This is a genomic window from Mucilaginibacter sp. (genome assembly GCF_028287845.1).
Classification (GTDB): domain Bacteria; phylum Bacteroidota; class Bacteroidia; order Sphingobacteriales; family Sphingobacteriaceae; genus Mucilaginibacter.
Map to the genome: position 1 here is coordinate 52395 of NZ_JAQBOW010000108.1, position 24522 is coordinate 76916.

22 protein-coding genes are annotated in these 24522 nt (G+C 42.6%); 7 read left to right on the forward strand and 15 right to left on the reverse strand.

All coding sequences use genetic code 11. The features are described 5' to 3' along the window. Positions 1 to 96: 96 nt before the first annotated feature. Genes JWP71_RS11140 through bshB1 form a run of 3 tightly spaced genes read left to right on the forward strand, consistent with a single transcriptional unit; the run spans position 97 to position 1948 of the window. Positions 97 to 711, forward strand: coding sequence for a DUF4294 domain-containing protein (locus JWP71_RS11140; RefSeq protein WP_299499785.1), 615 nt, complete (start codon positions 97 to 99; stop codon positions 709 to 711). A 2-nt stretch (positions 712 to 713) separates the two neighbouring features. Next, on the forward strand, positions 714 to 1214 hold the full coding sequence (locus JWP71_RS11145; RefSeq protein WP_299499787.1) for a glutathione peroxidase: 501 nt from the start codon (positions 714 to 716) through the stop codon (positions 1212 to 1214). An 11-nt stretch (positions 1215 to 1225) separates the two neighbouring features. Then, entirely contained in the window at positions 1226 to 1948 is a 723-nt protein-coding gene (gene bshB1 / locus JWP71_RS11150; RefSeq protein ID WP_299499789.1) for a bacillithiol biosynthesis deacetylase BshB1, read from the forward strand. Between the two features lie 36 nt (positions 1949 to 1984). Here bshB1 and JWP71_RS11155 read toward each other — a convergent pair whose 3' ends face one another. From JWP71_RS11155 to JWP71_RS11170, 4 genes are all read right to left on the reverse strand, one after another. Then, positions 1985 to 2428, reverse strand: a complete 444-nt coding sequence (locus JWP71_RS11155) for a hypothetical protein (RefSeq protein ID WP_299499791.1) — start codon at positions 2426 to 2428, stop codon at positions 1985 to 1987. Between the two features lie 213 nt (positions 2429 to 2641). Beyond that, entirely contained in the window at positions 2642 to 3973 is a 1332-nt protein-coding gene (lat, locus tag JWP71_RS11160) for an L-lysine 6-transaminase (protein ID WP_299499793.1), read from the reverse strand. Positions 3974 to 4172: 199 nt separating this feature from the next. Further along, positions 4173 to 5063, reverse strand: coding sequence for a pyridoxal-phosphate dependent enzyme (locus tag JWP71_RS11165; RefSeq protein WP_299499795.1), 891 nt, complete (start codon positions 5061 to 5063; stop codon positions 4173 to 4175). 9 nt (positions 5064 to 5072) lie between these two features. Further along, complete coding sequence (locus tag JWP71_RS11170; protein WP_299499797.1) at positions 5073 to 6134, reverse strand: DUF6588 family protein; 1062 nt, start codon at positions 6132 to 6134, stop codon at positions 5073 to 5075. 98 nt (positions 6135 to 6232) lie between these two features. Here JWP71_RS11170 and JWP71_RS11175 point away from each other — a divergent pair, with 98 nt between their 5' ends. Further along, the gene (locus tag JWP71_RS11175; RefSeq protein ID WP_299499800.1) at positions 6233 to 7276 is read left to right on the forward strand and encodes an RluA family pseudouridine synthase; all 1044 of its coding nucleotides are present in this window, start codon (positions 6233 to 6235) and stop codon (positions 7274 to 7276) included. 14 nt (positions 7277 to 7290) lie between these two features. After that, positions 7291 to 8127 (forward strand): aminotransferase class IV, encoded by an 837-nt coding sequence (locus JWP71_RS11180; RefSeq protein WP_299499802.1) that lies wholly within the window; start codon positions 7291 to 7293, stop codon positions 8125 to 8127. Here JWP71_RS11180 and JWP71_RS11185 read toward each other — a convergent pair. The 3 genes from JWP71_RS11185 to JWP71_RS11195 all read right to left on the reverse strand — a co-directional run bounded on the left by JWP71_RS11185 (position 8102) and on the right by JWP71_RS11195 (position 11127). Further along, a complete protein-coding gene (locus JWP71_RS11185) occupies positions 8102 to 8926 on the reverse strand; it encodes a DUF3050 domain-containing protein (protein WP_299499804.1) in 825 nt (274 codons plus the stop codon). The genes JWP71_RS11180 and JWP71_RS11185 overlap by 26 nt on opposite strands. A gap of 89 nt (positions 8927 to 9015) precedes the next feature. Next, a complete protein-coding gene (fmt, locus tag JWP71_RS11190) occupies positions 9016 to 9933 on the reverse strand; it encodes a methionyl-tRNA formyltransferase (RefSeq protein WP_299499806.1) in 918 nt (305 codons plus the stop codon). A 15-nt stretch (positions 9934 to 9948) separates the two neighbouring features. After that, a complete protein-coding gene (locus JWP71_RS11195) occupies positions 9949 to 11127 on the reverse strand; it encodes a DUF1343 domain-containing protein (RefSeq protein ID WP_299499808.1) in 1179 nt (392 codons plus the stop codon). 63 nt (positions 11128 to 11190) lie between these two features. On the opposite strand from JWP71_RS11195, the gene JWP71_RS11200 reads away from it, so the two are divergent. Then, positions 11191 to 12471, forward strand: a complete 1281-nt coding sequence (locus JWP71_RS11200; protein WP_299499810.1) for an FtsX-like permease family protein — start codon at positions 11191 to 11193, stop codon at positions 12469 to 12471. A 105-nt stretch (positions 12472 to 12576) separates the two neighbouring features. Here JWP71_RS11200 and JWP71_RS11205 read toward each other — a convergent pair whose 3' ends face one another. The 8 genes from JWP71_RS11205 to JWP71_RS11240 all read right to left on the reverse strand — a co-directional run bounded on the left by JWP71_RS11205 (position 12577) and on the right by JWP71_RS11240 (position 21480). Next, positions 12577 to 13965, reverse strand: coding sequence for a hypothetical protein (locus JWP71_RS11205; protein WP_299499812.1), 1389 nt, complete (start codon positions 13963 to 13965; stop codon positions 12577 to 12579). Next, the gene (locus JWP71_RS11210) at positions 13958 to 14512 is read right to left on the reverse strand and encodes an RNA polymerase sigma factor (RefSeq protein WP_299499814.1); all 555 of its coding nucleotides are present in this window, start codon (positions 14510 to 14512) and stop codon (positions 13958 to 13960) included. The genes JWP71_RS11205 and JWP71_RS11210 overlap by 8 nt, the downstream gene beginning before the upstream one ends. Positions 14513 to 14669: 157 nt before the next feature. Further along, positions 14670 to 15110 carry a hypothetical protein gene (locus tag JWP71_RS11215; RefSeq protein ID WP_299499817.1) on the reverse strand — a complete coding sequence of 147 codons (441 nt, stop codon included), beginning with the start codon at positions 15108 to 15110 and terminating at the stop codon, positions 14670 to 14672. A 63-nt stretch (positions 15111 to 15173) separates the two neighbouring features. Further along, positions 15174 to 15977 carry a nucleoside triphosphate pyrophosphohydrolase gene (mazG, locus tag JWP71_RS11220; protein ID WP_299499819.1) on the reverse strand — a complete coding sequence of 268 codons (804 nt, stop codon included), beginning with the start codon at positions 15975 to 15977 and terminating at the stop codon, positions 15174 to 15176. A 74-nt stretch (positions 15978 to 16051) separates the two neighbouring features. Further along, positions 16052 to 16780: a tRNA (5-methylaminomethyl-2-thiouridine)(34)-methyltransferase MnmD gene (gene mnmD, locus JWP71_RS11225; protein WP_299499821.1), complete on the reverse strand. Its 729-nt coding sequence runs from the start codon at positions 16778 to 16780 to the stop codon at positions 16052 to 16054. An 11-nt stretch (positions 16781 to 16791) separates the two neighbouring features. Beyond that, positions 16792 to 18150: a rhodanese-like domain-containing protein gene (locus JWP71_RS11230; RefSeq protein ID WP_299499823.1), complete on the reverse strand. Its 1359-nt coding sequence runs from the start codon at positions 18148 to 18150 to the stop codon at positions 16792 to 16794. Between the two features lie 223 nt (positions 18151 to 18373). After that, positions 18374 to 19018, reverse strand: a complete 645-nt coding sequence (locus tag JWP71_RS11235) for an START domain-containing protein (RefSeq protein ID WP_299499825.1) — start codon at positions 19016 to 19018, stop codon at positions 18374 to 18376. 404 nt (positions 19019 to 19422) lie between these two features. Beyond that, positions 19423 to 21480, reverse strand: coding sequence for a M13 family metallopeptidase (locus JWP71_RS11240; RefSeq protein ID WP_299499828.1), 2058 nt, complete (start codon positions 21478 to 21480; stop codon positions 19423 to 19425). Between the two features lie 338 nt (positions 21481 to 21818). On the opposite strand from JWP71_RS11240, the gene JWP71_RS11245 reads away from it, so the two are divergent. After that, positions 21819 to 24503 carry a valine--tRNA ligase gene (locus JWP71_RS11245; protein ID WP_299499831.1) on the forward strand — a complete coding sequence of 895 codons (2685 nt, stop codon included), beginning with the start codon at positions 21819 to 21821 and terminating at the stop codon, positions 24501 to 24503. The last annotated feature ends 19 nt before the right edge of the window (positions 24504 to 24522 follow it).

The window sequence follows — 24522 nt, forward strand, 5'->3', positions numbered from 1 at the left end:
CCACGTATAAAATCACTAACTTGCAATAAAAAAGTTAATTGCAGGTTATTATTCAAATCCAAAAAAAATTACGTTAATTTTGTAGTACGTAAAATTATGAAATTTATTGGTTTTCTCTTGTTGTTTTCCTGTAGCCTTGGGGTGGTAAAAGCCCAGGAACGACAGGCCAGTCCATTGGTTATGGGCAAAAATGATACCATCAAAACGTATCTTACAAATATTGACGGTGAATTGGTCCCAATGATCGTCACCTCCGAGATCAGGATAGTGGATGTAAGGATATTCAAAAGCAGAGCAGATCGCGATGCCTATAACCGTTTAAGGTACAATGTTTATAAAGTATTACCCTATGCTAAGTTTGCAGCCGAAAGGTATGAAAAGTTACAGCGCAACCTGGCTACAACAGCCGATAAAAAGAGACAAAAACTGATGGTGGATACCTGCGAAACCCAAATAAAGGATCTGTTTAAACGGGAAATCGAAAACCTGACAATTAGTCAGGGCGAGGTTTTAATCAAACTCATTGACAGACAAACAGGTACTACCAGCTTTGAAATGGTGAAAGAATTAAAGGGCGGATTGAAAGCTTTTATGTTTCAATCGGTAGCCCGGTTTTTTGGCCATAATTTAAAGGAAACGTATGACCCTAATGAGGAACGGGATATTGAGGCTATTCTTCAACAGGCGGGATACTATTCCTACAAAAATTGATAATGGACAATCACAGCATCTACCAGTTTAATGTACAACAATTAGACGGTGAAGTAATAAGCTTATCTGAATATAAAGATAAGGTCCTTTTGATAGTAAATACCGCCTCGCAATGTAGTTTTACTCCACAGCTTAAAGAATTGGCAACCTTAAAGAACGAATTTAAGGATAAAGATTTCGAAATACTGGCTTTCCCATCAAATGATTTTGGCGGACAGGAACCTTTGGAAGGCAAGGAAATAGCAGAATTTTGTGAGAATAATGGCACCAATTACCCGGTTTTTGAAAAAATAAGGGTAAGGGGGCCTTACGCGCATGCCTTATACCAGTTTTTCGCCGATAAGAAACAAAACGGAATATTGAAATCTGTCCCCAGGTGGAACTTCCATAAGTTTTTAATCGGTAAAAATGGTTTGGTTACTGATTTCTTTTATCCGTTCACCAAGCCAACTTCCTCAAAGATCCGGAAAAAGATCGCCCGTTTGCTATCCCCAAAAAAATAGTGTGTTTGTATATGCTTAAATTAGATATATTGGTTTTACCGGTTCATCCCGACGATGCTGAACTGGGCTGTTCGGGTACTATTTTGAAAGAAATATCCTTAGGTAAAAAGGTGGGTATTGTTGACCTGACCAGGGGTGAACTGGGCACACGCGGGTCCGCAGAAATTCGTGGCCGGGAGGCTGCTGAATCAGCCGGGCTACTGGGGCTCACTGTAAGAGATAACCTTTCGCTGCCGGATGGTTTTTTTGAAAATACAAAACAATACCAGTTAAAGGTAATAGAGGCTATACGCAGATTCAAGCCCGAAATCGTTATTACAAATGGTTACCATGACCGTCATCCGGACCATGGCCGGGCGAGCGACCTGGTTGAGGCTTCGGCATTTTTGGCCGGGCTCCGGAAAATAGAAACTCGTTATAATAACCAGGTGCAGGAAGCATGGCGGCCTAATTTGGTGTTACACTTTATACAGGATAATTATATTAAACCCGATATTCTTGTTGATGTAACCAACTATTGGGATAAAAAGGTAGAAAGCATCCGTGCCTTTGGCTCCCAGTTTTTTAATCCCAGCTGGCAAAACGAGCCTGAAACCTATATATCATCGCCCGACTTTATCGAAATAATTGAAGCAAGGGCAAGGGAGTTCGGCAAAAGTATCCGTGTGAAGTATGCTGAAGGCTTTACTTCAAGAAAGATATTAGGGGTGGATAACCTGTTCGACCTTAAATAAAAGACGCTAGAGCGGTAATGCCTTACCGCTCTGCAATTATGCCTTTACATATTCAAAGCGGTTATTATCGTTACTTCTTTCTCTTCTTAGCTTATTTTCCTTTGCAAGCTTTAAAAGTATCCCTGATAATTCAGATGTTTTAAAATCAGAATCGTAATGTTCTTTACAATACTCGGCTATTTCAGAGATGGAATGCCTTGCATTAAAGAAATCAGTTGATAATAATTGATTCAGAACTTTAGTAGCTCCTGGCTTCTTGCGGCCAGCCGGCGAAAAGTTTTCATCATCCTCCCCGGATTTTTGTTTGCGTCCTCTTTTACTGAACGCATCCGTTCCCTCTGTATCCCCTTTCTCTGATTCCATTATTGCATCTAAAAGACGATCAATAATTTTTACCTGTACAGCTTCAGAGCGGAATGAATTAACAACTTCGGCTATCTCTAACAGCTGCTTTTTTAGTTTTTCAATGTGCTTGCTCATGATCGTTATAAACTACCCGATTAGGGGATATATGAAATGTAAAATTAACCGCCATAATAATTAGAAATATTGCCTATTCTGGTTAAAAAATAGTATATATTAATATATGGACAGTTAATAAACGTAAATCGGCTAATATAGTATCAATAAGACGAAAAAAGCGCCTATTGTTTTGAGAAACAGACGCTTTGTAGCAAAAATATTACAAAAGTATTATAATATGCCTAATATTTTTTCGAGCACAGCAAGGCCTTCATCAATATGGTCTTTATCCATGATGAGCGCAGGTCTGAAACGTATGGTTTGATTTCCGCATCCAAGGAACATGACATTGCTGTTCATTCCTTCCTTAATAAAATTATCGCGCCTGTTTTTATCAGGAAAATCAAATGCGGTAAGCAAACCTTTGCCCCTGACGTTACTTATAATAGACTGCCGTTCGGCAATTTTTGATAATTCACTTTGCAGGTATTCGCCTACAACGGCTGCATTCCCGCACAGATTATCTTCATCAATAATTTCCATTATTTTGGATGAACGCACCATATCAACCAGGCTGCCCCCCCATGTCGAATTGATCCGCGAGGATACTTTAAATACATTATCTTCTACTTCATCCACCTTTTTGCCTGCTAAAATACCGCATACCTGCATCTTTTTTCCAAAAGCCAGTATATCAGGACGCGCGTTCGGGCCAAAGTGCTCATGGCACCAGAATTTACCCGAAAGCCCAACGCCGGTTTGCACTTCGTCATAGATAAGCATAGCTTCATTCTCGTCAGCCAACTGCCTTAATTGTTCCAAAAATTCCTGTCTGACGTGATTATCGCCGCCTTCGGATTGTATCGGTTCAATAATGATGGCACAAATGTCATCTTTGTTGATTTCAAATGCTTTTTTGATTTGTTCAATAGATAAAGCCTCCCTGTTTAACAAATCTTCATGATTGCTGTCAGAATAAGGGAAATTGATCTGAGGGAGCGATACCCTTGGCCAGTCGAACTTGGCGAACCACTTGGTTTTAGCAGGCAGGGTATTAGTTAAGCTTAACGTATAACCGCTCCGGCCGTGAAAAGCATGTTCAAAATGCAGTATTTTAAATCCTTTTTCTTTGGTATATCCTTTTGCAAAGTTTTTCTGTACTTTCCAGTCCATAGATACTTTAAGCGCATTTTCAATAGCAAGAGAGCCTCCGGCAATAAAAAAGGCATGGGGCAGATATTCAGGAATGCCAACCCTGTCAAATGTTTCAACAAACTGGGCGTACTGAGCGGTATATATGTCAGAGTTGGAAGGGTTGGTTAATGCTGCCAGCATCAGATTCTTTTTGAACGCTTCGTCATTAATCATTTTGGGATGATTATAACCTAAAGGAACCGAAGCGAAGCAGGTAAAAAAGTCGAGATAGGTGCGTTTATATTTCGCATCATAAATATAAACGCCCTTGCTTTTTTCCATATCAAAAGTAAGGTCGAAACCATCGGCAAGGATGTGCTTCTTTAATGAAGCCTGGACATCTTCGGGGGAAACTAATAGATTATACATATGTAAATCGGTTTCCTCAAATTTACGAAAAAGTGCTCAAAAACAACAATTTAGGCAGTTTTTGAACCGATTGGACAAAAAGTAACTTTAAATTGTTTAAAGTTACTTTTTGTACCAAAGCTCAAAATAGTTTTGAAGAACTTGATCGCAAATTTTCTTCCGGAAAGACGTTTGTCGACTGGAAAAGGGAGCAAATCAATTAAATAAACTTGTCTTTCATCCCCAGCAAGCCCCATATTCCACCGGTGTGGATAGCCAGTATCCGGCTTCCGGATTCAAAATATTTTTTACCAGCCAGATCATACAGGGCGTAGAGCATCTTGCCGGTATAAACCGGTTCTATCAATATTCCTGTTGAAGCCACAAATTGCCTGACAAATTCAATAAGCTGCTCATCCACTTTTCCATAGCCGCCAAAATGATATTCAGTGTGCAGTTGATAATCCGCCGGTTCAGTTAAAAAGGCATTGACGTCCTGTCTTAAAAAACCGCCATTTTTTAACACCGGTATCCCGTGAAACCGGGTCGGGAGATGGTTTGCTGATAATCCATTGATAATACCCGCCGCTGTGGTCCCGGTACCACAAGCGCAAAAAATATGATTATAGGGATCAGTTAATTCATCAACCAACTCGCTGCATCCTTTGGCTGCTAATACAGATGCTCCACCCTCGTCGATAAAAAAAGCTTTACGGTCATCTGCGAAGTGTTTATCGAATAATGAGGATTTATCGCGATAACTTTCACGATCAGTAAATATTAAATTCATGCCATGCAGCCGGCATAAAAACAAGGTGTCATTACTCACCTGTTCACCGCGTACAAAGCCTGTCGACTTGAAACCAAACCGTGCGGCTGCGGCTGCCACCGCCAGTAAATGATTGGAATAGGCGCCACCGAATGTTATCAGGTGTGTTTTGTTTTCGGTTTGGGCCTGTTTTAACAGGTACTTTAACTTGCGCCACTTATTGCCCGATATGACAGGGTGGATCAGGTCGTCGCGCTTAATGAAGACTTTTAAACCCTGTTCATCAAATAGTTTATCTTGGATTTGATGAACAGGGCTAAAGATCTCGAAATCGATATTCATTAAGCAAATTTAGAAACCAAATCCGATACCGGCGTTAGCAGATTGATATTGGCCCGGGCTATAGGAAGCATAAATACGGAAAATGGCTAAATTTAACTGGAACCCGATATCAGCGCGTAAACCATTTACACTGGATTCGTTGATATGAACCGGATCGGTGATTGTCGCATAATAGCCAGAAGATGAACTAACGGGATAATTGCCCAACACGCTAAAATCTGTAGAAGCACTTTGGTAACCGACAGACAAGAACGGAGTAAAGAAAAGTAATTTTTTAGAAATAATTGCCTGAACATTTATCCCGCTGAAATGACCCTTGATTTGTTGATTTGAAAAATCTGACGACTGATTGCCAGGCACCGGCTGGGTGCCATTATCCGGCTGCACATTAAGTGTTTTACTATAGTTAATGCGGTTGTAGTTAACAGCCAAAGCCAGATCAAATGGTATCAGTTTTTTTCCTGCTTTTCCTGCAAAATCCTGTATGATATCATGTTTGATACCGAAGCCAATCATTCCGATTGAGCCTCCGTTACTACCTATATTAACGGTTGGCGTGGTGCGTATCGTTAAATCGGTATTTTTAAATACGCCAATGGTGAGCTGGATGTCCGGTGCCGGAATATAGCTTATTACACCGCCGGGCATATTAAAAGATCCTATTTTATTCCCGTTGTTATCTTTGATATCCATCAAAGGGGTTGCTCCATTAGTATTGCCTCCAAAGGTTGGTGCAATATTCGTTGCAGATGCCGGGTCGACCTGTAAATGGTTGGACAAACCGATTCGAGTTACATCAAAACTTTGGGCACTGGCAGGCACCTGAGCAACATTAGCCGAAATACGCAGGTCAAAATGCAGAAATTTCTTGGTTTTGGCCGTGTTGTTCCAACCGCTGTTTAAGCCTATTCCAAAGCCTTTAAATAACGGTTCGGCAAAGTTCTGAATAAGCTTTGTGGCATCTGCCGGGCTTGATTTAATTAATTGGTCAAACCCGCTGTTTTGGGCATTGGCTTTAAAGGTTACAACCATTAGGATAACCATAATTAGTAGGGTAGTGGTTCTTTTCATAGTTTAACTAATTGGGGGGGGTGATTCTTTTTGTGATTTAAGTTTAAACAAGTATTATCAATAATTAATAGTCTAAAAAAACGAGTACTTTTGCCCCAATGGCAATCGGGATCGAACTGTTAGAGCAAGAAGAACAGGACTTATACGAACATCTGCGGATAATAGTTGACAAGGGGCAATCTTTTTTGCGCATAGATAAATTTTTAATGTACCGCATTGAAAATGCATCGCGTAACCGTATCCAAAATGCCATTGAGCAGGGAAATGTGCTGGTTAATGATAAAACGGTAAAGGCCAGCTACAAGGTTAAGCCGCTCGATGTCATTTCGGTTGTACTGCCCCATCCGCCGCGAGATACGGAGGTATACCCTGAAAATCTGCCTGTAAATATTGCTTATGAGGATAATGATGTGCTGATCGTCAATAAGGAGGCCGGTATGGTGGTACACCCTGGCTATAATAATTATACAGGCACCCTGGTAAATGCGCTGGTTTACCATTTTCAGCAACTGCCCACGCTGCCGGGTAATGATGGCCGGCCGGGCTTAGTTCACCGCATTGATAAGGATACTTCAGGACTGTTGCTTATTAGTAAGAATGAGCGCTCGATGACCTATCTTGCACGCCAGTTTTTTGAGCATACCATTACCAGGAAGTATCTCGCCCTGGTTTGGGGTGATATAGAAAAGGACGGAACCGTAACCGGATATATAGGGCGCAGTGTGAATGACAGAAGGGTGATGTCTATTTATGATGATCCCGAAAAAGGAAAATGGTCTGTGACACATTACAAGGTATTGGAACGACTGAATTATGTAACGCTGATCGAATGCCAGTTGGAGACCGGGCGTACACACCAGATAAGGGCGCACATGAAACATATCGGGCACCCATTATTTAGCGATGCTGCATATGGAGGCGACCGCATTTTAAAGGGAACTGTTTTTAGTAAATACAAGCAGTTTGTTGAAAATTGTTTTGAATTGATGCCCCGGCAGGCTTTGCATGCCCAAACTTTGGGGTTTACTCATCCTTCATTAAAAAAATATATTCACTTTGAAGCGCCTCTGCCGGAGGACTTTGAATCAGTTTTGCAAAAATGGCGCAAATATTCCGGCGCTATTACAGAGCAAAACACGTAATTTGTTGTTGATTTATGATGCCTCTTTTTATCAATTTCAATGGCGAACTTTTACACGCTGACAGCAAACTGCTTACCACTGCTAACCGTGCCTTCAGGTATGGTGACGGCTTATTTGAAAGCATGCGGTTGATGAAAGGACAACTTAAGTTTGCCGATCTGCATGCCGACCGGCTGCAGCGGGCGATGAAGGCCCTAAAGATCGATGGGTACTCGCAAATGGACACCTGGTTTTTAAAGGAGAAGGTTGAACAGCTTGCCAGCCGCAATAAAATTAAGCATGGCCGTTTACGCCTGACAGTTTACCGGGATTCGGAAGGGTTTTACACGCCAACGCAAAACAAGATGGGTTACTGCATTGAATTGCAGCCGATGGATGAACCACGTTATTTTTTGAATGACAAGGGCCTGATCATGGATATTTTTACTGATCTGGCCAAACCAACCAACTTTTTGTCGAATATTAAAACCTGCAACTCATTGATCTATGTATTGGCAGGGATATTTAAAACCCAGAACCGGCTGGACGATACCTTTTTGCTAAATCAAAATGGATATTTATGCGAAGCAAGCAGCTCGAATATTTTTGTTTGGTATAAGAGCCATTTATATACCCCCGCATTGAGCGAGGGCTGCGTGGAAGGTGTAATGCGACAGATCATCATCAAACTGGCCAAACAGACTAATATACCTTTTACCGAAGCGCAGATAAACCCCGATATATTATACGAAGCGGACGAGGTGTTTTTATCTAATGCCACCACCGGCATACAGTGGGTAATGGGTTATGGCGTCAAACGCTATTTTAACCGCCTTAGCAAAGGCCTCATGGACGAATTGAATAAGATGTAGGAGTGACAGATTCTGTTACCTGTATTTCTTTTAATATGCCATCCCAGAGGGCCATACGTTCCTGCAATGCTTCTTTTACAGCTTGAGTGGCTTCCATCCATTTGCCCTGGTCGTCGCCGCATAGTTCGGCCGTCATCTGGTAAGCCAACTGTGAATGGTGTTCTCCGTCAACCTCAATATGGCGTTCTAGATAATATAAAAGCGTATCTACTTTACCAGGCAATTGTTTGTTGATTTCTTTAACCATGCTGATGAACATGCCAGGTATTAGGTCTTCGCGGCCGAAAGTGAACACCGCAGCTTGCAAATAAGGTTTGCCGGTGTCGACCACATCAAATGTATGTTGTACAAACTGCCGGGCCGCAGCCGGGATATTAGCGATAATAAGCGCCTCGTCAATATTTTTCCCACCTGATAATTCAGTAAACAAACTGTTGATTCCCGTGATTGGACATCCTGCCTGTTGCATAGCCTCCAGGTATAATTCAAAATGACTGGTGCGGCGGCCCTGCGCATCTACATCACTTTCTTCCCCCAGGACAATTTCGTTGATGAGGTAACGGGTACCGGCATTGCCAACGGGCATCCATGGAATGCCGGTGCTTGTCAGTTTTTGCTGTAGTGCCTTAAGCAGCGACATAAAATCCCAAACCGCAAACACATGGTGCCCCATAAAAGTATTAAGATCGTCAATCGTCCGGATGTTTTTATAAAGCTCGTGCTGTATCAGTTGGCGGCGTAAAGGTTCAATTTCAGCTTTTAGTTGGGCTATCCTGCCCGCATGTCCGTTCATCATCATCACGCAAAAGTAACAGTTAATTAGTTTGGCAACAGATATTTATTGATTTATGACGGAAAATTGATGGTGGTATTTTTGTTTATTAAGCGCTACAATCTCACCCCCCTTAAAAACTCCGCGACACGCATACGTTTTTTACCCTCCAACTGAACATCAGTCAGGATGACAAAGCCATCCGGGGCAGCAACTTTTAAAAAGGTTCTGTTGTCTGACAGGAACTCACCTGGTTGTTCGCCTGTTTCTGCCAACTCATATTCAGCCCCGAATACTTTTAATATCTTTTCATTCAATGCCGTATAGGCGGTCGGATAAGGACTGAGCCCCCTTATCAGATTATAGATCTTTTCAGCCGGCTGGTTCCAGTCAATTTTACAATCTTCTTTAAAAATTTTAGGTGCATGTTTTAATTCAACTCCTTCTGCTAAATGATGTTGTGGATTTTCGGCATACCGTCCGCTTTCAACCGCCTTTACCGTTTTAACCAGCAGGCCAGCACCCTTATACATCAAACGGTCATGCAATTCGCCGGCAGTTTCATGGCCTGTGAGCGTAATTTTTTCGGTAAACAATATATCCCCCGTATCTATCTCATGCTTTAAGAAGAAAGTGGTAACACCGCTTTCCTTTTCACCGTTGATCAACACCCAATTAATCGGGGCCGCACCACGGTATTGTGGCAATAGTGAAGCATGCAGGTTGATAGTCCCTCGCGCAGGCATGTTCCACACCACTTCCGGCAGCATCCGGAAGGCAACCACTACCTGCAGATCGGCATTGAGTGCTTTCAGTTCTTTAAGGAATTCTTCGTTCTTCAGCTTTTCAGGTTGAAGCACCTTTAAGCCGTGTGCTGCCGCATATTGCTTGACTGCGCTTTCGCTCACTTTCTGCCCGCGTCCGGCAGGTTTATCCGGCGCTGTAACTACGCCTGCAACTTCACAGCCCGATTGGATCAGTTCATCCAATGAGGCTACAGCAAATTCGGGCGTACCCATAAAAACAATTCTCATATCCGTGACAGGGCTTTAATGGTACAATAAATATTTTCTGCGCATCACCTTGTATTTGGTCAGTGCCGGTTCCCAGCTTTCCCTGATGTCTTGTTCGCTTTTTCCTGCTTCAATTTGTTTTCTAAGCTGGTCAGTACCTGCGAGCTTGGTAAAATAAGCATTAAAAAAATGTGCCTTGTCCGGGAATGCTTGGTATAATTTTATCAGCCACAATATATCGATTTTCTTGCTATTTCTGAACTGCTTAACATCGTAACTTCTCAGGTCTATACCGTAACAGGTTTTGTTTTTTTGCGGTGGATCTTCACTCATTCCGGGTATGCTTAGCGGTGTAAATGCGAAACTGAATTGACCTTTTAACAGCGGGTGCCCCAACGCCAGGAAAGGAAACAAAGTCCCTCGGCCCAAACTAAGGGTAGTGCCTTCAAATAAACATACGCTGGGATAAAGCAATATAGATTTGGCCGTATTCAGGTTAGGTGAGGGGTTAATAGGCAATGTATAGGGTAAAGCATGATCATATCCGGCCATTTTTACGATTTTCAGTTTACATTTTATGTGGTCTTTGAGCCAGCCTTCGCCGTTTATCATTTGTGCATATTCGCCAAGGGTTAAACCATGAACAACGGGTAAGGGGTCAAGGCCTACAAACGAACGATAGGCGGTATCGAGCATCGGTCCGTCAACATAAAAACCATTCGGATTTGGCCGGTCTAATATCATTAACTCCACGTGGTTCTCAGCACAGGCCTCCATTACATAGTGCAGGGTGGATAAATAAGTATAAAAACGCGCCCCCACGTCCTGTATATCGAATATCATCAAATCTATGCCCTGCAGATCGGCCGGCGTGGGTTTATAATGCTTTCCATATAATGAAATGGCCGGTACGCCTGTTTTGGGATCGACACTATCATTTACAGCAGCGCCGTTGCTGGCATTGCCTCTGAAACCATGCTCCGGGCCAAATATTTTTGTTATGCGGATGCCTGCCTTTAGCAGGCTGTCGACACTGGATACCTGGTTTTTTCCGATTACCGATGTTTGGTTGATCACCATTCCGATATTTTTGTTTTTAAGGTAGTCTACATATAATTCAGTCCTGTCGGCGCCGGTAAGCAAAGGACCCTGTGCGTAGGCAATTGTTGGCAGGCTGAGCTTCAGCAACAAAATAATCAGGCATAATTTTTTCATTGGAGATTTTGTTTTTACAGGTAATATGTCTTGATGCAAAATATAAACACACAAACACGGATAATGTCAGATCAATTCACCCGAAATCTGCATATTTGCGAAAGTACAAAAAATCAACCTGCATTGAGTTTCGCCTCGTTTATATCCGCTAGAATATCGTTTCAGTCGAACCGCACTTTTTCAAAGCTGATTGTGCGCATAGCTGTTGTCGGTATTATGCTGGGCCTGGGCGTGATGATCTTATCGGTGGCCGTTATTAGGGGTTTTAAACAGGAGATCAGGGAAAAACTACGCGGTTTTGCCGGGGATATCCTGGTGCAAAAGTTTGACAATAATTATTCTGATCAAAATTCGCCTTTCAACACAGACAACTCCTTTGTAAAAAAAGTCCAGTCCAATCCATTGTTTACCCGCATTATGCCGATAGCTACCAAACCCGGCATTATCAAAACCCGCACGGAGATTGAAGGTGTGGTGATGAAAGGCGTTAGTAAAAATTATGATTGGACATTTTTCAGAAAAACGCTGGTAGCAGGTAAGGTAATTGATTTTACAGACACAGTTGAAGCACAAAAGCAGATCATGATCTCGAGCTATACAGCAAGCCGGCTGAAGTTGAAAGTAGGTGACAAATTTTTGATGTATTTTGTGCAAGAGCCTTTGAAAAAACGCCCGTTTTATATTACCGGTATTTTTGATGTAGGGGTTGAGGATATCGACAAAACTTTTGTTTTGGGTGATCTGGCATTGATCATAAAGCTGAATAACTGGAACCCGGATGAAATCGGCGGATATGAATTAAGGGTATCTGACTTTAACAGGCTGGAGGAGGCAAATGACTTTTTAAGCGATAAAATGCCTTTGAAACTAAAATCATATATGATCAGTGAGTCCTATCCGGCCATTTTTGAATGGTTAAAGCTGTTGGATGTAAACGCACAGGTTATGCTGATCCTAATGCTGATTGTGGCTACCATTAATATGATATCAGCCTTGCTTATCATCATCCTGGAGCGTACCTCGATGATCGGTATATTTAAAGCCATGGGCGCAGGCAACTGGACCATCCAGAAAATATTTTTGTACAATGCCTCCTACCTTATCGGTCTTGGGCTTGCACTGGGTAATATATTCGGATTAAGTGTAAGCCTGTTTCAATATTATACGCATTTTTTCAAACTGGATGAGGAATCCTATTATATGAAATTTGTCCCCATACAGATACAGTGGACAGATATGATATTTTTAAATATCGGGACACTGGTAATTTGCCTGCTGGTGCTTATTATTCCATCAATGCTGGTAACAAAGATTTCTCCTGTAAAAGCCATCCGCTTTAAATAAAGATGCGATTATTGGATTTTAAGTATTAGTAAAATTTCAACCATTCCAATCCTGCAGTTTGTAAACGCATAGAATCGTGTTACCCTTAAAAGCCAGTAATGGTGTCTATTTTTTCTTTGTCTGGAAATTGAATTTCAGGTTTAATCCTCCGGCACCAAACTTTATCTGCTGGGAGCCAAGCCCTTCAAGCGGGTATTTAAGGAAGGGTTCAATGATCAGTTTATTTCGCCCCAAAGAGTAACCGGTACCGAACGAGAAGTTTAATGTTTTTGCAAAATAAAAACTGTTAAAACTTTGATGTGTCGATTGGTCCGGAATCTGGGATGTGTTCGTGGAGAAAGGTACACTGTAATTATTATAGCGATAGGTATAGGTTTCGTTTATAAATGTCCCGGAACTAAGACCTATAGAGACATAGGCAGCACTTTTTTCAGGATTGAACTCATACTTGAGGTTTAATGGAACATCTAAACCTACCAGGCTGGCATTGTAATTTTTTAAAGATGGTACAGCGGCAGCATAAAGTATATTTTGTTTTGGAACGGCTAAACTGCTGACCGCTGCCAGGGAATTTATCTGCGCAGTTGCAGTGGGTGCCTGATTTCCATAACTTAGCGTATTTTGCGCTATAGCAAGGCCGGTAGACAGATTGAGGTTCCTGTTAAGCTTGATATCAGAGGTGACCCCTGCGCCAACATTTAACTGGTTACTGCTTCCTTTGGCATAATTAAAATAGGTGGCAGCATATAGGCTGAAACGTACAGCCTTGTCCGTGTTCTTAGATTTTTCGGATTTTTTATTGCCTGGCACATCATTGTCTGCAAAAAGTGTTTTATTGGATTTTTTTACCTGCTCCTGCATATTAATACCCCTGGGCGGGACTATTCCAGCTAATGATTTAACAGTTTGGTTAATGCCGGTATCAACTGTTATGCCGCCGTCGGCCTTGGCTGCATTATTTTGTTCGTAGGTTTTTTTGTGGTCTGTTACGGCTGATTCTTTAGCGGTAATGCCGTTTTTAGCAATATTATCGCCGGTAATGCCTGCCTGTTGGTTTGATGCGGAGGGGATAGGCAGCTGGCGATTTGATCTATATGGTGCAGCCTTATCCGACAGCTCAGGGCGTAAGGCATGATCAGCCAAATTTTGATGTTGCAGGCTATTGATAACACTATCGGTTTTAAGGCTGTCTTTTATACTATGATCTTTCTTTCTTTCAATCGTTTTTTCGGCCGGGTTATCGGGATGTTCTTTTTTGACCGATACCAGGTTTTGCTTGTTTACAGGCGTCTGCTTAAACAATAATATACCCAAAAAAAGCAATAGCAATGCCGCTGCTGAACTCCACCAAAGCCATGCTACGGGGCGGCGTTTTTCTTTCTCAGGAAATTTTTCCCTGAGTAGCAGCCAGCCTTCGTCAGCATGCGCGTCCTCGAAATTATCGAACACTTCCCTGATGCGGTTTGTTAAGTCGTTATCCAACTGGTCATCCATGGCTTTGTGTTTCGGTTTTAATCATTTTTCTCAATTTCTCTTTTGCCCTGCTTAAATAAACCCTTGAGGAACTTGCCGGGATACTGAGCATACCCGCAATTTCATCATGGTTATAGCCATCGATCTCATATAAATTAAAAATGGCAAGCTGAATGGCGGGTAATTCTTTCATCAGGCTTAAAATATCCTGTGCATTTAAATTATCAATGGCATTAAGATGCCCGGCTAAAGGGCCTGCATATTCCAGCTCAACATTTAACTGGAATTTTAATTCTTTACGTCGCCTGTCGATTGCGGTATTGACCACAATAGTGCGAAGCCATGCTTTAAAGGGTTTGGTGATATCGTAACTTCCCATCGAATTAAACGCCTTGATAAAGGCGTCGTTAACTGTCTCCAATGCATCATCCCGATTCGGACAATAGCGCAGACCTATACCCATGGCATAGCCATAGAATTGCTTATAAAGCAGTTCCTGATATTTTAAGCTGCCTGCTTTGCATTGCCTTATCAATTCATCTTCGGCAATACGTTGGGGTGGATGCATTAAATGTTATGATTCAACCTATAATTCAATTGTTTGTAGTCGTTACGATGTAAATACTAATATCGCTACAATTAATGAAATTTTTTTTTTGAGGAATTGCAGCAAAATAAAAAGGCCGGCATAATACCGGCCATAATGCGGTTGTAAATAAATTGCTTTAAGGCGTTACTTTTTTCAGGCTATATCCCAGGATTAATGTATCCGAACTGGACGCATACAGGAGCAAATTTGTTCCGTTATAATTGTAAAGGTAACCTCCGCTTAGATGAGATTTAGTGTAAGGGGGTGTTGGGGAAGAGGTTTTATCGTTAAAAATCATATAGGGGCCGGAAATGCCATAAGTTCCGTAGCTTCCGGCGTGCAGAGTGATGGTATCACCTGTAACAGCATAGGTATAATCAGGCGTTTTGAGGGTTACCGTAATGTTTGTTATTAAACTATCGTATGGAACCCGATCTGTATGTCTTTGATAAAGTTTAAACTGACCGCTGAAAGTCCCTGATGGTATGGGCGGCGGCGGCGGGGTACTTGCGCTTTTTATACATCCCGTAGCCAGGATCACGGCCGGGAGAAACAGGTAAAATAATCTTTCTTTCATACTTAACTGAAGTTTTTATCCATACGTAATTTAATATAAAAACGCTACAAGCCTAAGCTTATTTTACAATTTTTTTGCCTCATCCCAGAATACATCCATTTCGGCCAGGCTCATATCGTGTAATTGCTTACCGTTTTCCTTGGCCTTATTTTCAAGATATTGGAAACGTTTGATAAACTTTCTATTGGTTTTTTCAAGGGCATTTTCAGGATTGATATTAATAAAGCGGGCATAATTGATCAGGGAGAAAAGCAGGTCGCCAAATTCACTCTCAGCTTTGTCATGGTCAATTGTGCTATTCTCTTCGGCATTAAATTCATTTTTGAATTCCTGCATCTCTTCTTCAACCTTTGCCCATACCTGGCTTTTCTCTTCCCAGTCAAAACCTACGCCCCGCGCTTTCTCCTGTATACGTGATGCTTTTACCAGGGCAGGCAAGGAAGCAGGAACACCGCCTAAAACAGATTTATTGCCTTCTTTCAATTTGATCTGTTCCCAGTTGCGTTTTACATCGCTTTCATCTTTTACCTCTACATCGCCATAAATATGCGGGTGCCTGTTGATCAGTTTATCACAAATGCCATTTAAAACATCGGTCATGTTAAAATCGTTTGTTTCCGAAGCTATACGGGCATAAAATACCAGGTGCAACATAATATCGCCCAGTTCCTTTTTTATTTCGGGCATATCCGTACTGAGTATAGCGTCCGAAAGTTCGTATACTTCTTCAATGGTGAGGTGGCGCAGGCTTTCGAGCGTTTGTTTTTTATCCCAGGGGCAGTTTAAGCGCAGGTCGTCCATAATGGTGAGCAAGCGTTCAAACGCTGTTGACGGTGATGTTGCGGTTACCGGGGCAGTTATTGGCATAATTGTTAATTTATTTCGAATATCGAATTTTCAATTTCGAATATTGAATTTAAAAGGAATTATTTAGTATTGGACTAAAATAATGGCTTTATTGCTCTGAGCATTTCGCGTTTGCCGGGTGCACCGGGAGCTTTTTCAACTTTCAGGCCCAGGCTTTTAAGCATCCGCTTCAGGTTGCCTGTAATGGCATACGTAACAAATATCCCGCCAGGCTTTAAAAACCGAACGGTATGCGTAATGGCTTGTTCATCCCACATTTCCGGCTGTCGTGCCGAAGCAAAAGCATCAAAATAGATCACGTCATATTGCTTATTACTGCTAAAGTTTAGCAGCTGACAGTGCGCGGTTTGCAGTTGGCAGAAGGAATTTATCCTGACTTGGTTTTTTAATGAATCAGGATATTGACTTATAAACCTATCCCATATAGATGCTGACAGGTATTGATCATAGCCGGTTTGGCTGATCAGGCCGGGGTCTAAAGGGTAAGCTTCTATCCCGGTATATTCAAGATTGATCTGTTTGTGCGAACAATGGTCGGCACTCAATAAAAAATTAAGGCCGGTCCCGAAACCTACTTCCAATATCGTAAGGGCGGTCCCCTGTAAATCTCCGCCCGAAGGGGAAACTTTTATATTATTTTCGTTAGCGGTAAATTCCCTTTTATCTAAAAACTTAATAAGCCCGGAATTTAAAAATACATGCTGGCTTTCCTGCAAGGCGCCATGCCTTGAATGATAGTTTTCGCCAACTTCAGTATTGTAAATTGTTTTGGAACCATCTTCAGTGATGACAAATTCGAGCATAGCAGATTTTTTTATCTTCCAACTTCGGCACTCCGGCTTCCGACTTCAACAACGGCTTCTCCAAGATCATATACCGGAATGGAATTTATTTCTCCTGCAATAATACTGGCGGCTGCAGCTGAGCGATATCCTGCCGCACAATGCACAACAATTGGTTTATCTGTTGGAATTTCACTCAGGCGCTCACGCAGTTCGGGTAGGGGGATAGCTATTGAATGCTCAAATATTTTTCCATCATTAATTTCACCCCAGTTGCGTACATCAACTATGGTGTAGTGCTCAGGATGAAAGTTATAATCTGAGGCGTCTATCTGAGGCAGTTTTTCGAGCCTGGTGGCAGGGCACAATAATGCTGCTTTTATATTTCTTTCATAGCCAATCTTGGCAGCTTTTTTAATGAGTATCTCCATGCTATCCTCATTGGCAGCTATCAGGTAAAAAGCTTCCTCCGGGCCAACAATAGAACCCAACCAGGTTTCAAATTTATCCCCATCCTGGATATTGATGGCGCCTTTTAGATGACCATTTCTGAATTCTTCCCTTGGGCGTGTATCAATAATAAGCACATCGCTTTGCAATGGCGCATTGCGTTTAATTTTAGGTACCGAAGCAACGCTTTTAGCAAATGGCTCGGCGCCTTTTTTATTTATTTCCACATCGTGGCCAAAATATTTAGGTATAAATGGCTGATCGGCCAGGAGTGTTTTAACAAAAGTGAGCTCATCCATCAGCCTGAGCGCATAATTCTCGCGCAGTTCACGACCTATGGTACTCTGCAGATCGGGGCTCATGTTTTTACCGCATAAAGAGCCCGGACCATGTGCCGGATAGACGGTAACATTATGTGGCAGTACCATCAGTTTTTCGCGGGTGGAGTGATACATCTGTCGGGCCAGCTTTTCTTTGGCAGCGGTGATATTTCCTGCCTTTTCACGCAGATCCGGCCTGCCTACATCACCCACAAATAAAGTATCGCCGGTAAACAGGGCTTTATCATTTCCGTATTCATCCTGAACTAAAACGCATATCGAATCAGGCGAATGGCCGGGAGTATTCATGGCCCGCATTTTAATATCGGCTAACCGGATCACGTCACCATCATCAAAACTCTCGTGCGGATATTTGGCGCCAAGCAACTTGCTGACATAAATGGTTGCCCCGGTTGCCTGGTGTATTTCCAGGTGGGAGCTTACAAAGTCGGCATGCGGATGCGTTTCGATAACGCCGACAATGTCCGCATTGTTAAGAGAAGCAAAATCATAATAAGGCTGCGGATCGCGGGCCGGATCGATCACGACCATTTTCCCTAACCTGATCACCGCGTATGAACCATGAGCTAAACCTTTATCGTAAAATTGATGGATGATCATATAATTGAGCAAAGATAACTGTTTGTTGTGGAGTTGGGATTGTGGGATTGTTGTTTTGTTGTAATTGTTTAAAGCTGAGAATGAGATAGGATAGGTGTTACATCAAACGTGTGTAACGATGTGTTAACACATCAATAATTACCTGATTTAATTATTAAGGTAATGACACTGTCGGCCCTTTATTTCCCCGGCAGAGTCCTCTGCGATGGAAAAATGTTTACTCTCAATTCACAATATAACTCAACTTTATATTTTTATAAACCGGTTTTTGTAAATGCACTTTTAACTTTTTAAAGCTCTGCCGGGGGCCCTGGGTGACAAACAGGTTGGTTAACCAGGCAGGTATGCTTCCGCCCGGATCAGCGTGGAGTGTGTAAACAACTTTCACACGACTGTCGCTTAAAGGCGATAATACCCATTTTCCTCTGGAATTGGCAATCCGCACCACTTTTGACTTTACTGGCACCATATCGGCAATACAGGGTGCATCAATAGTTACCACTTTTGTAACAGCGTCCTGTGATACCATAAGATGGGCGATAAAATCACGGTTACTTACCGGCCATGGCATCTCAACAAGTGAATAATAGTACAACTCTGCCGGGGATACCTGTTTTACGATATAGTTGGATGCAGTGTGGTATAGCCATTCCTCGCTGTTCCTCACATCCATCAATGCTGCAACCAGCTGCGAAAGTGTTGCATCAAACTGGCACTCCACCTTTATCGCTTTAATTTTTGAGTCTTCTACATCACGTGTGTAGATCTTTACACCATCATTATTTTCCTTAAGTACCCATTCATCCCTTGTTTGCGCCAGGGCGCAATTGGTAAATAATAAAAAAAGGACCACGAGCTTTTTGTACACTGTATGATGAGTTGTTGGTATTCAATATCGTAATTAATTTAAATATACGTAACCGGGTTATACCGTCTGGCAATCGCTGACTATAATGACAGCAGATTTACAATCCAACGATTCATGTACCGGAGAATCTGATGTGTTTGGCCCATACCCCATTTGTATAAATTAGATCCATTTAATTGATAATCAGATGGTGTGTCATGCTCCTGACATTTAAATTGGATATCACAAATTGAGATATCCAATTTTTTTTATTCGCTTTATGCCATCATCGCAACGGATGATATTTATTCAATGCCTCTTTCAGGTCTTCAAGGTTATCGTATTCCACCTTGCAATAACCGGGTCGTAGAAACGTGCACCGTAATCTAAAACCCCTCTCTATGGGAGAGGGATTGGGGTGAGGCTTACCAAACCCTCGTCCTGTCCTCAGGTTTCTTATACATTTTATTGCCTGGCTGTATGTTAAAGGCAGCATACCATGCGTCGATGTTGGTCAGTGGTGCATTGGTGCGGTATTGTTCAGGTGAATGCGGATCGGTGAGGATGCGCTGAGCGGCAGCTTCAGGTCGCTGTGAGCCACGCCAAACTTGCGCCCATGACAGGAAGAAGCGCTGATCAGGCGTAAAGCTGTCGATCTTAATATTGGACTGCCCCTGTTTTGTTTTTTTGAATGCGGCATAAGCTACATTTAAACCGCCAAGGTCAGCAAGATTTTCTCCCAAAGTAAGCTTGCCGTTCACGTGGAGGGTATCCAATACGGTAAATCCATTATATTGAGCCACTACCTGGTCGGCACGCGACTTAAACTTATCAGCGTCATCTTTTGTCCACCAGTCGCGCAGCGTGCCATCGGCATCAAACTGACGACCCTGATCATCAAAACCATGAGTCATTTCGTGACCGATCACAGCGCCAATGCCGCCGTAATTAACCGCATCGTCCGCACCAAAATCAAAGAATGGGAATTGAAGAATACCTGCCGGAAAAACGATCTCGTTATTGGTTGGACTATAATAAGCATTTACAGTTGGAGGGCTCATACCCCAGCGGGTTTTGTCAACCGGTTTGCCCAACTGGCTGATCGAATAATTATACCTCCACTTTGATATCCGGCGCAAATTGCCTGCATAGTCACTACGGTCTATCTCTAAGCCCGTATAAGGCTGCCATTTATCAGGATAGCCTATCTTTACCGTAAAGGCAGCCAGTTTTTTGAGTGCTTTGGCTTTAGTTTCATCGCTCATCCAATCCAGGTGCTGTATACGTTCGCCCAGGGTGACCTTTAGATTATTCACCAGATTCACCATATATTGTTTAGCGGCAGGTGTAAAGTATTTCTCTACATACAACTGGCCCAATAATTCGCCCAGGCTGCCATCCACCAGGCCTGAGATGCGCTCATTGCGCGGGGCCTGCACTTTTTGCCCGCTCAGGGCGCTGCTATATTCAAAATTAGCTTTCACAAAAGGTGAACTTAATGCCCCGGCCGAACCTTTGAGTATGTTCCATTGCAGGTAAATTTTCCAGTCGGCAACAGCTGTGGCGGCTAATAAGGCATCTGCAGCCTTAAAAAATTCAGGCTGCGCTACCAATACCGTATCCTGCCCGCTTACCTTCATCAAAGGCATCAATTGCGCCCAATTTAGATGCGGGGTGGTTTTATTAAAATCGCGAACCGCAAATTTGTTATAGGTTTTATTAGGGTCGCGCATGGCTGTCCGGCTTAATTGTGCCTTGGCCAATGTGGTTTCCATTGTAAATATAGTCGCTGCATTTTTTTCGGCATCGGCTTTACCGGTACCTGTCAGGGTAAATAAAGTAACGATGTAGTGCTTGTAGGCATCCTGTATCTTTTTTGTACGGGCGTCGTCTTTTAAATAATAATCCCTGTCGGGCAGGCTGGTTCCGCCTTGTCCAAATTCTACAATATTTTTTGTCGGATGTTTTGAATCCTGGCCAACACCAAACCCAAACAGCGGGCTCCCTTCGCCGTTTACGCGCTCGTAAACCATTTCACTGATAACGCCCTTAAGGTCATTTACTTTGCTGATACGTGCCAGATCAGACTTTATGGAGGCGTAACCACGTTTTTCTATAGCAACGCTGTCCATTCCGCTGGCATAAAGGTCGCCAACGCGTTGTTTTAAACCGCCCTTGGGTAAACCGGGTTTTTTACTTAGCTCATTCAGTAAGCCGAGCAGTTTATCGGTATTTTCCTGGTGCAGGATATTAAAACTTCCCCAGCGTGTTTCTTTTGCAGGGATGGCATTTTGCTTTATCCAGGTGCCATTGGCGTAATCGAAAAAATTATCGCCGGGTTTAACAGACAGATCCATATTAGCCGGATCAATAAATTTTGCTGGGGGGCGGTCCGCATTCTTTTTATCACCATCAGGCCTGAACGCCACAGCGGACAGCAAAACCGCTCCTGAAAGAATCAGATTTGAGAACTTTAATTTCATATCAGTTAATTGAGAAAAAGTTGAAGTTAGCAAATTCCCTCTGATAGATGCAAACAGGAAAAAAAAGCTTATCTGTTAAACCAACCCAGCAAGGCATAAAAGCCTGATTTTCTTAGCAGAACAATCAAAAATTTGTATTCGGACACTGGTTTCATATTTATTATTAGTGTAATTGCTATATAACATGCGCATTGTAAAAATATTGTGATAAACCAACAGATTCAGCAATTAAAAGATGAAACAAGATTTTCCAAAAAATAATACAAACCGATGAAACAGGATCAAGTTAATCCTTTAAATCTTAAAATCGTGTTCAGAATTCTCTATTTTTGCACGCTATGAGTATTTCTAAAACGTATCAGCCTAAACAAGCAGAAGATAAATGGTATAGCTACTGGTTACAGCACAAGTTTTTCAGGTCAGTGCCTGATGAGCGTGAGCCTTACACCATAGTCATTCCACCGCCAAATGTTACCGGCGTTTTGCACATGGGCCACATGCTGAACAATACAATTCAGGATGTACTGATACGCCGCGCCCGTATGAAAGGGAAGAACGCCTGCTGGGTACCGGGTACCGACCACGCGAGTATAGCTACCGAAGCAAAAGTGGTAGCGATGCTGAAAGAACGCGGCATCAGCAAAAAAGATCTCAGCCGCAGTGAATTTTTGAGTTACGCATGGGAGTGGAAAGAGAAATACGGCGGCATTATCCTCGAGCAGCTAAAAAAACTTGGCGCATCCTGCGACTGGGACCGCACCCGTTTTACAATGGACGATGATCTTTCTGATGCGGTGATCGATACTTTCATCCATCTTTACAAAAAAGGGCTCATTTATCGCGGCGTACGTATGGTGAACTGGGATCCCCAGGGGAAAACCGCTGTGTCGGACGAAGAGGTTATTCGTAAAGAAGTAAACCAGAAGCTTTATTATATACGATACGCTGTCGCTCAGGGGTCACAGATCAGCGATCAGCGATCAGAAAAATCCGACTTCGGACATCCGCCATCCGACTTCCTCACAATAGCCACCACCCGCCCTGAGACAATTATGGCGGACACTGCCATCTGTATCAACCCAGATGATCAGCGGTATAAGCATTTGCATGGCAAAAAGGCGATGATCCCTTTAATAGGCAGGGAGATCCCCATTATCCTGGATGAATATGTGGAGATGGATTTTGGTACGGGCTGCCTGAAGGTGACACCTGCTCACGATTTGAACGACTATGAACTGGGATTAAAACATCATTTGCCGGTTATCGATATTTTAAATGATGATGGCACGCTGAATGAAAATGCGCAAATATTAATGGGCGAAGACCGCTTTATAGCGCGTAAAAAAATTGTTCTTTTATTGGATGAAGAAGGGGCATTAGAAAAAGTGGAGGATTATAAATCGCAGATCGGTTTTTCGGAACGGACGGATGCGGTGATCGAGCCCAAACTTTCCATGCAATGGTTTTGCAAGATGGAGGAGATGGCCAAGCCGGCACTGGATTATGTTTTAAAGGGTGATATTAAATTGATCCCCGATAAATTTATCAATACGTATCGCCATTGGATGGAAAATGTCCACGACTGGACGATCAGCCGCCAGCTTTGGTGGGGGCAACAGATACCCGCCTGGTATTTACCAGACGGACAATTTGTTATTGCCAAGAACAGGGAAGAGGCATTTGAGCAGGCACAACCGCTCAGCACTCAGCACTCACCACTGACAATCGATGATTTAACACAGGACCAGGACGTGCTGGATACCTGGTTCTCTTCATGGTTGTGGCCTATATCGGTATTTGACGGGTTTAAAGACCCCAATAACGATGATATCAATTACTATTACCCAACCAATGATCTGGTAACAGCACCCGAAATATTGTTTTTCTGGGTAGCAAGGATGATCATGGCAGGCCATGAGTTCAGAGGGGAGTTGCCTTTCCGGAATGTTTATCTTACGGGGATAGTTCGCGATAAACAGGGCCGTAAAATGTCGAAATCATTGGGCAATTCACCCGACCCTTTGGAGCTAATTGAAAAATATGGCGCGGATGGGGTAAGAGTGGGCATGCTGCTGAGTTCGCCTGCGGGTAACGACCTGATGTTTGACGAGAGCCATTGTGAGCAGGGGCGAAATTTTTTCAACAAGGTTTGGAATGCCTTCCGCCTGGTTAAAGGCTGGCGGGTTGATAAAAACCTCGAAAACCCTAACAAGGTAGCTATTGCATGGTTTAAGAGCCGCTTCAGCCAGGCCTTAGCCGAAATAGAAAATAATTTTAGCCAATACAGGATATCAGAAGCGTTAATGGCTACTTATAAACTGGTGTGGGACGATTTTTGCGCATGGTACCTGGAAATGATCAAGCCGGCCTATGAGCACCCTATTGACCGGGAGACCTATGAAAATACCATCGTGTTTTTTGAAAATGTTTTAAAAATACTTCATCCTTTTATGCCTTTTATCACCGAGGAGCTATGGCATGATGAAGTATTTGGTGAACGGACCGAAGTGGATTGCTGTATTGTTGCCTCAATGCCGGAAATTGAGCAAATAAATACCCAGTTACTTGAAGAAACAGAAATAGTTAAACAGGCCATCACGGATATTCGTAACACACGCAACAATAAACAGATATCACCTAAGGAAGCTTTGGCCTTGTCGGTAAAAGCTAATTCGGGTATTAATTATAATCAATACAGATCCATTATTGGTAAACTCGGTAACCTAAGCGCGTTTAATATTGTTGACGAAAAGGTAAGCGGCGCAGTTAGCTTTATGGTATCAAAAGATGAGTTTTTTATACCGCTGACGGGCAATATAGATCCTGTTGCCGAAACTGAAAGATTGAATAAAGAGAAAGAATATCTGCATGGATTTTTGAAATCGGTGGAAGTAAAACTGGGCAATGAGCGTTTTATGAAAAATGCCAAACCTGAAATTATTGAGAACGAATTAAAGAAAAAAGCCGATGCGGAAACCAAGTTGAAAATAATTCAGGACAACCTGGCGTCTTTGGCAGACTAATTGCCAATAAAAGGTGAAA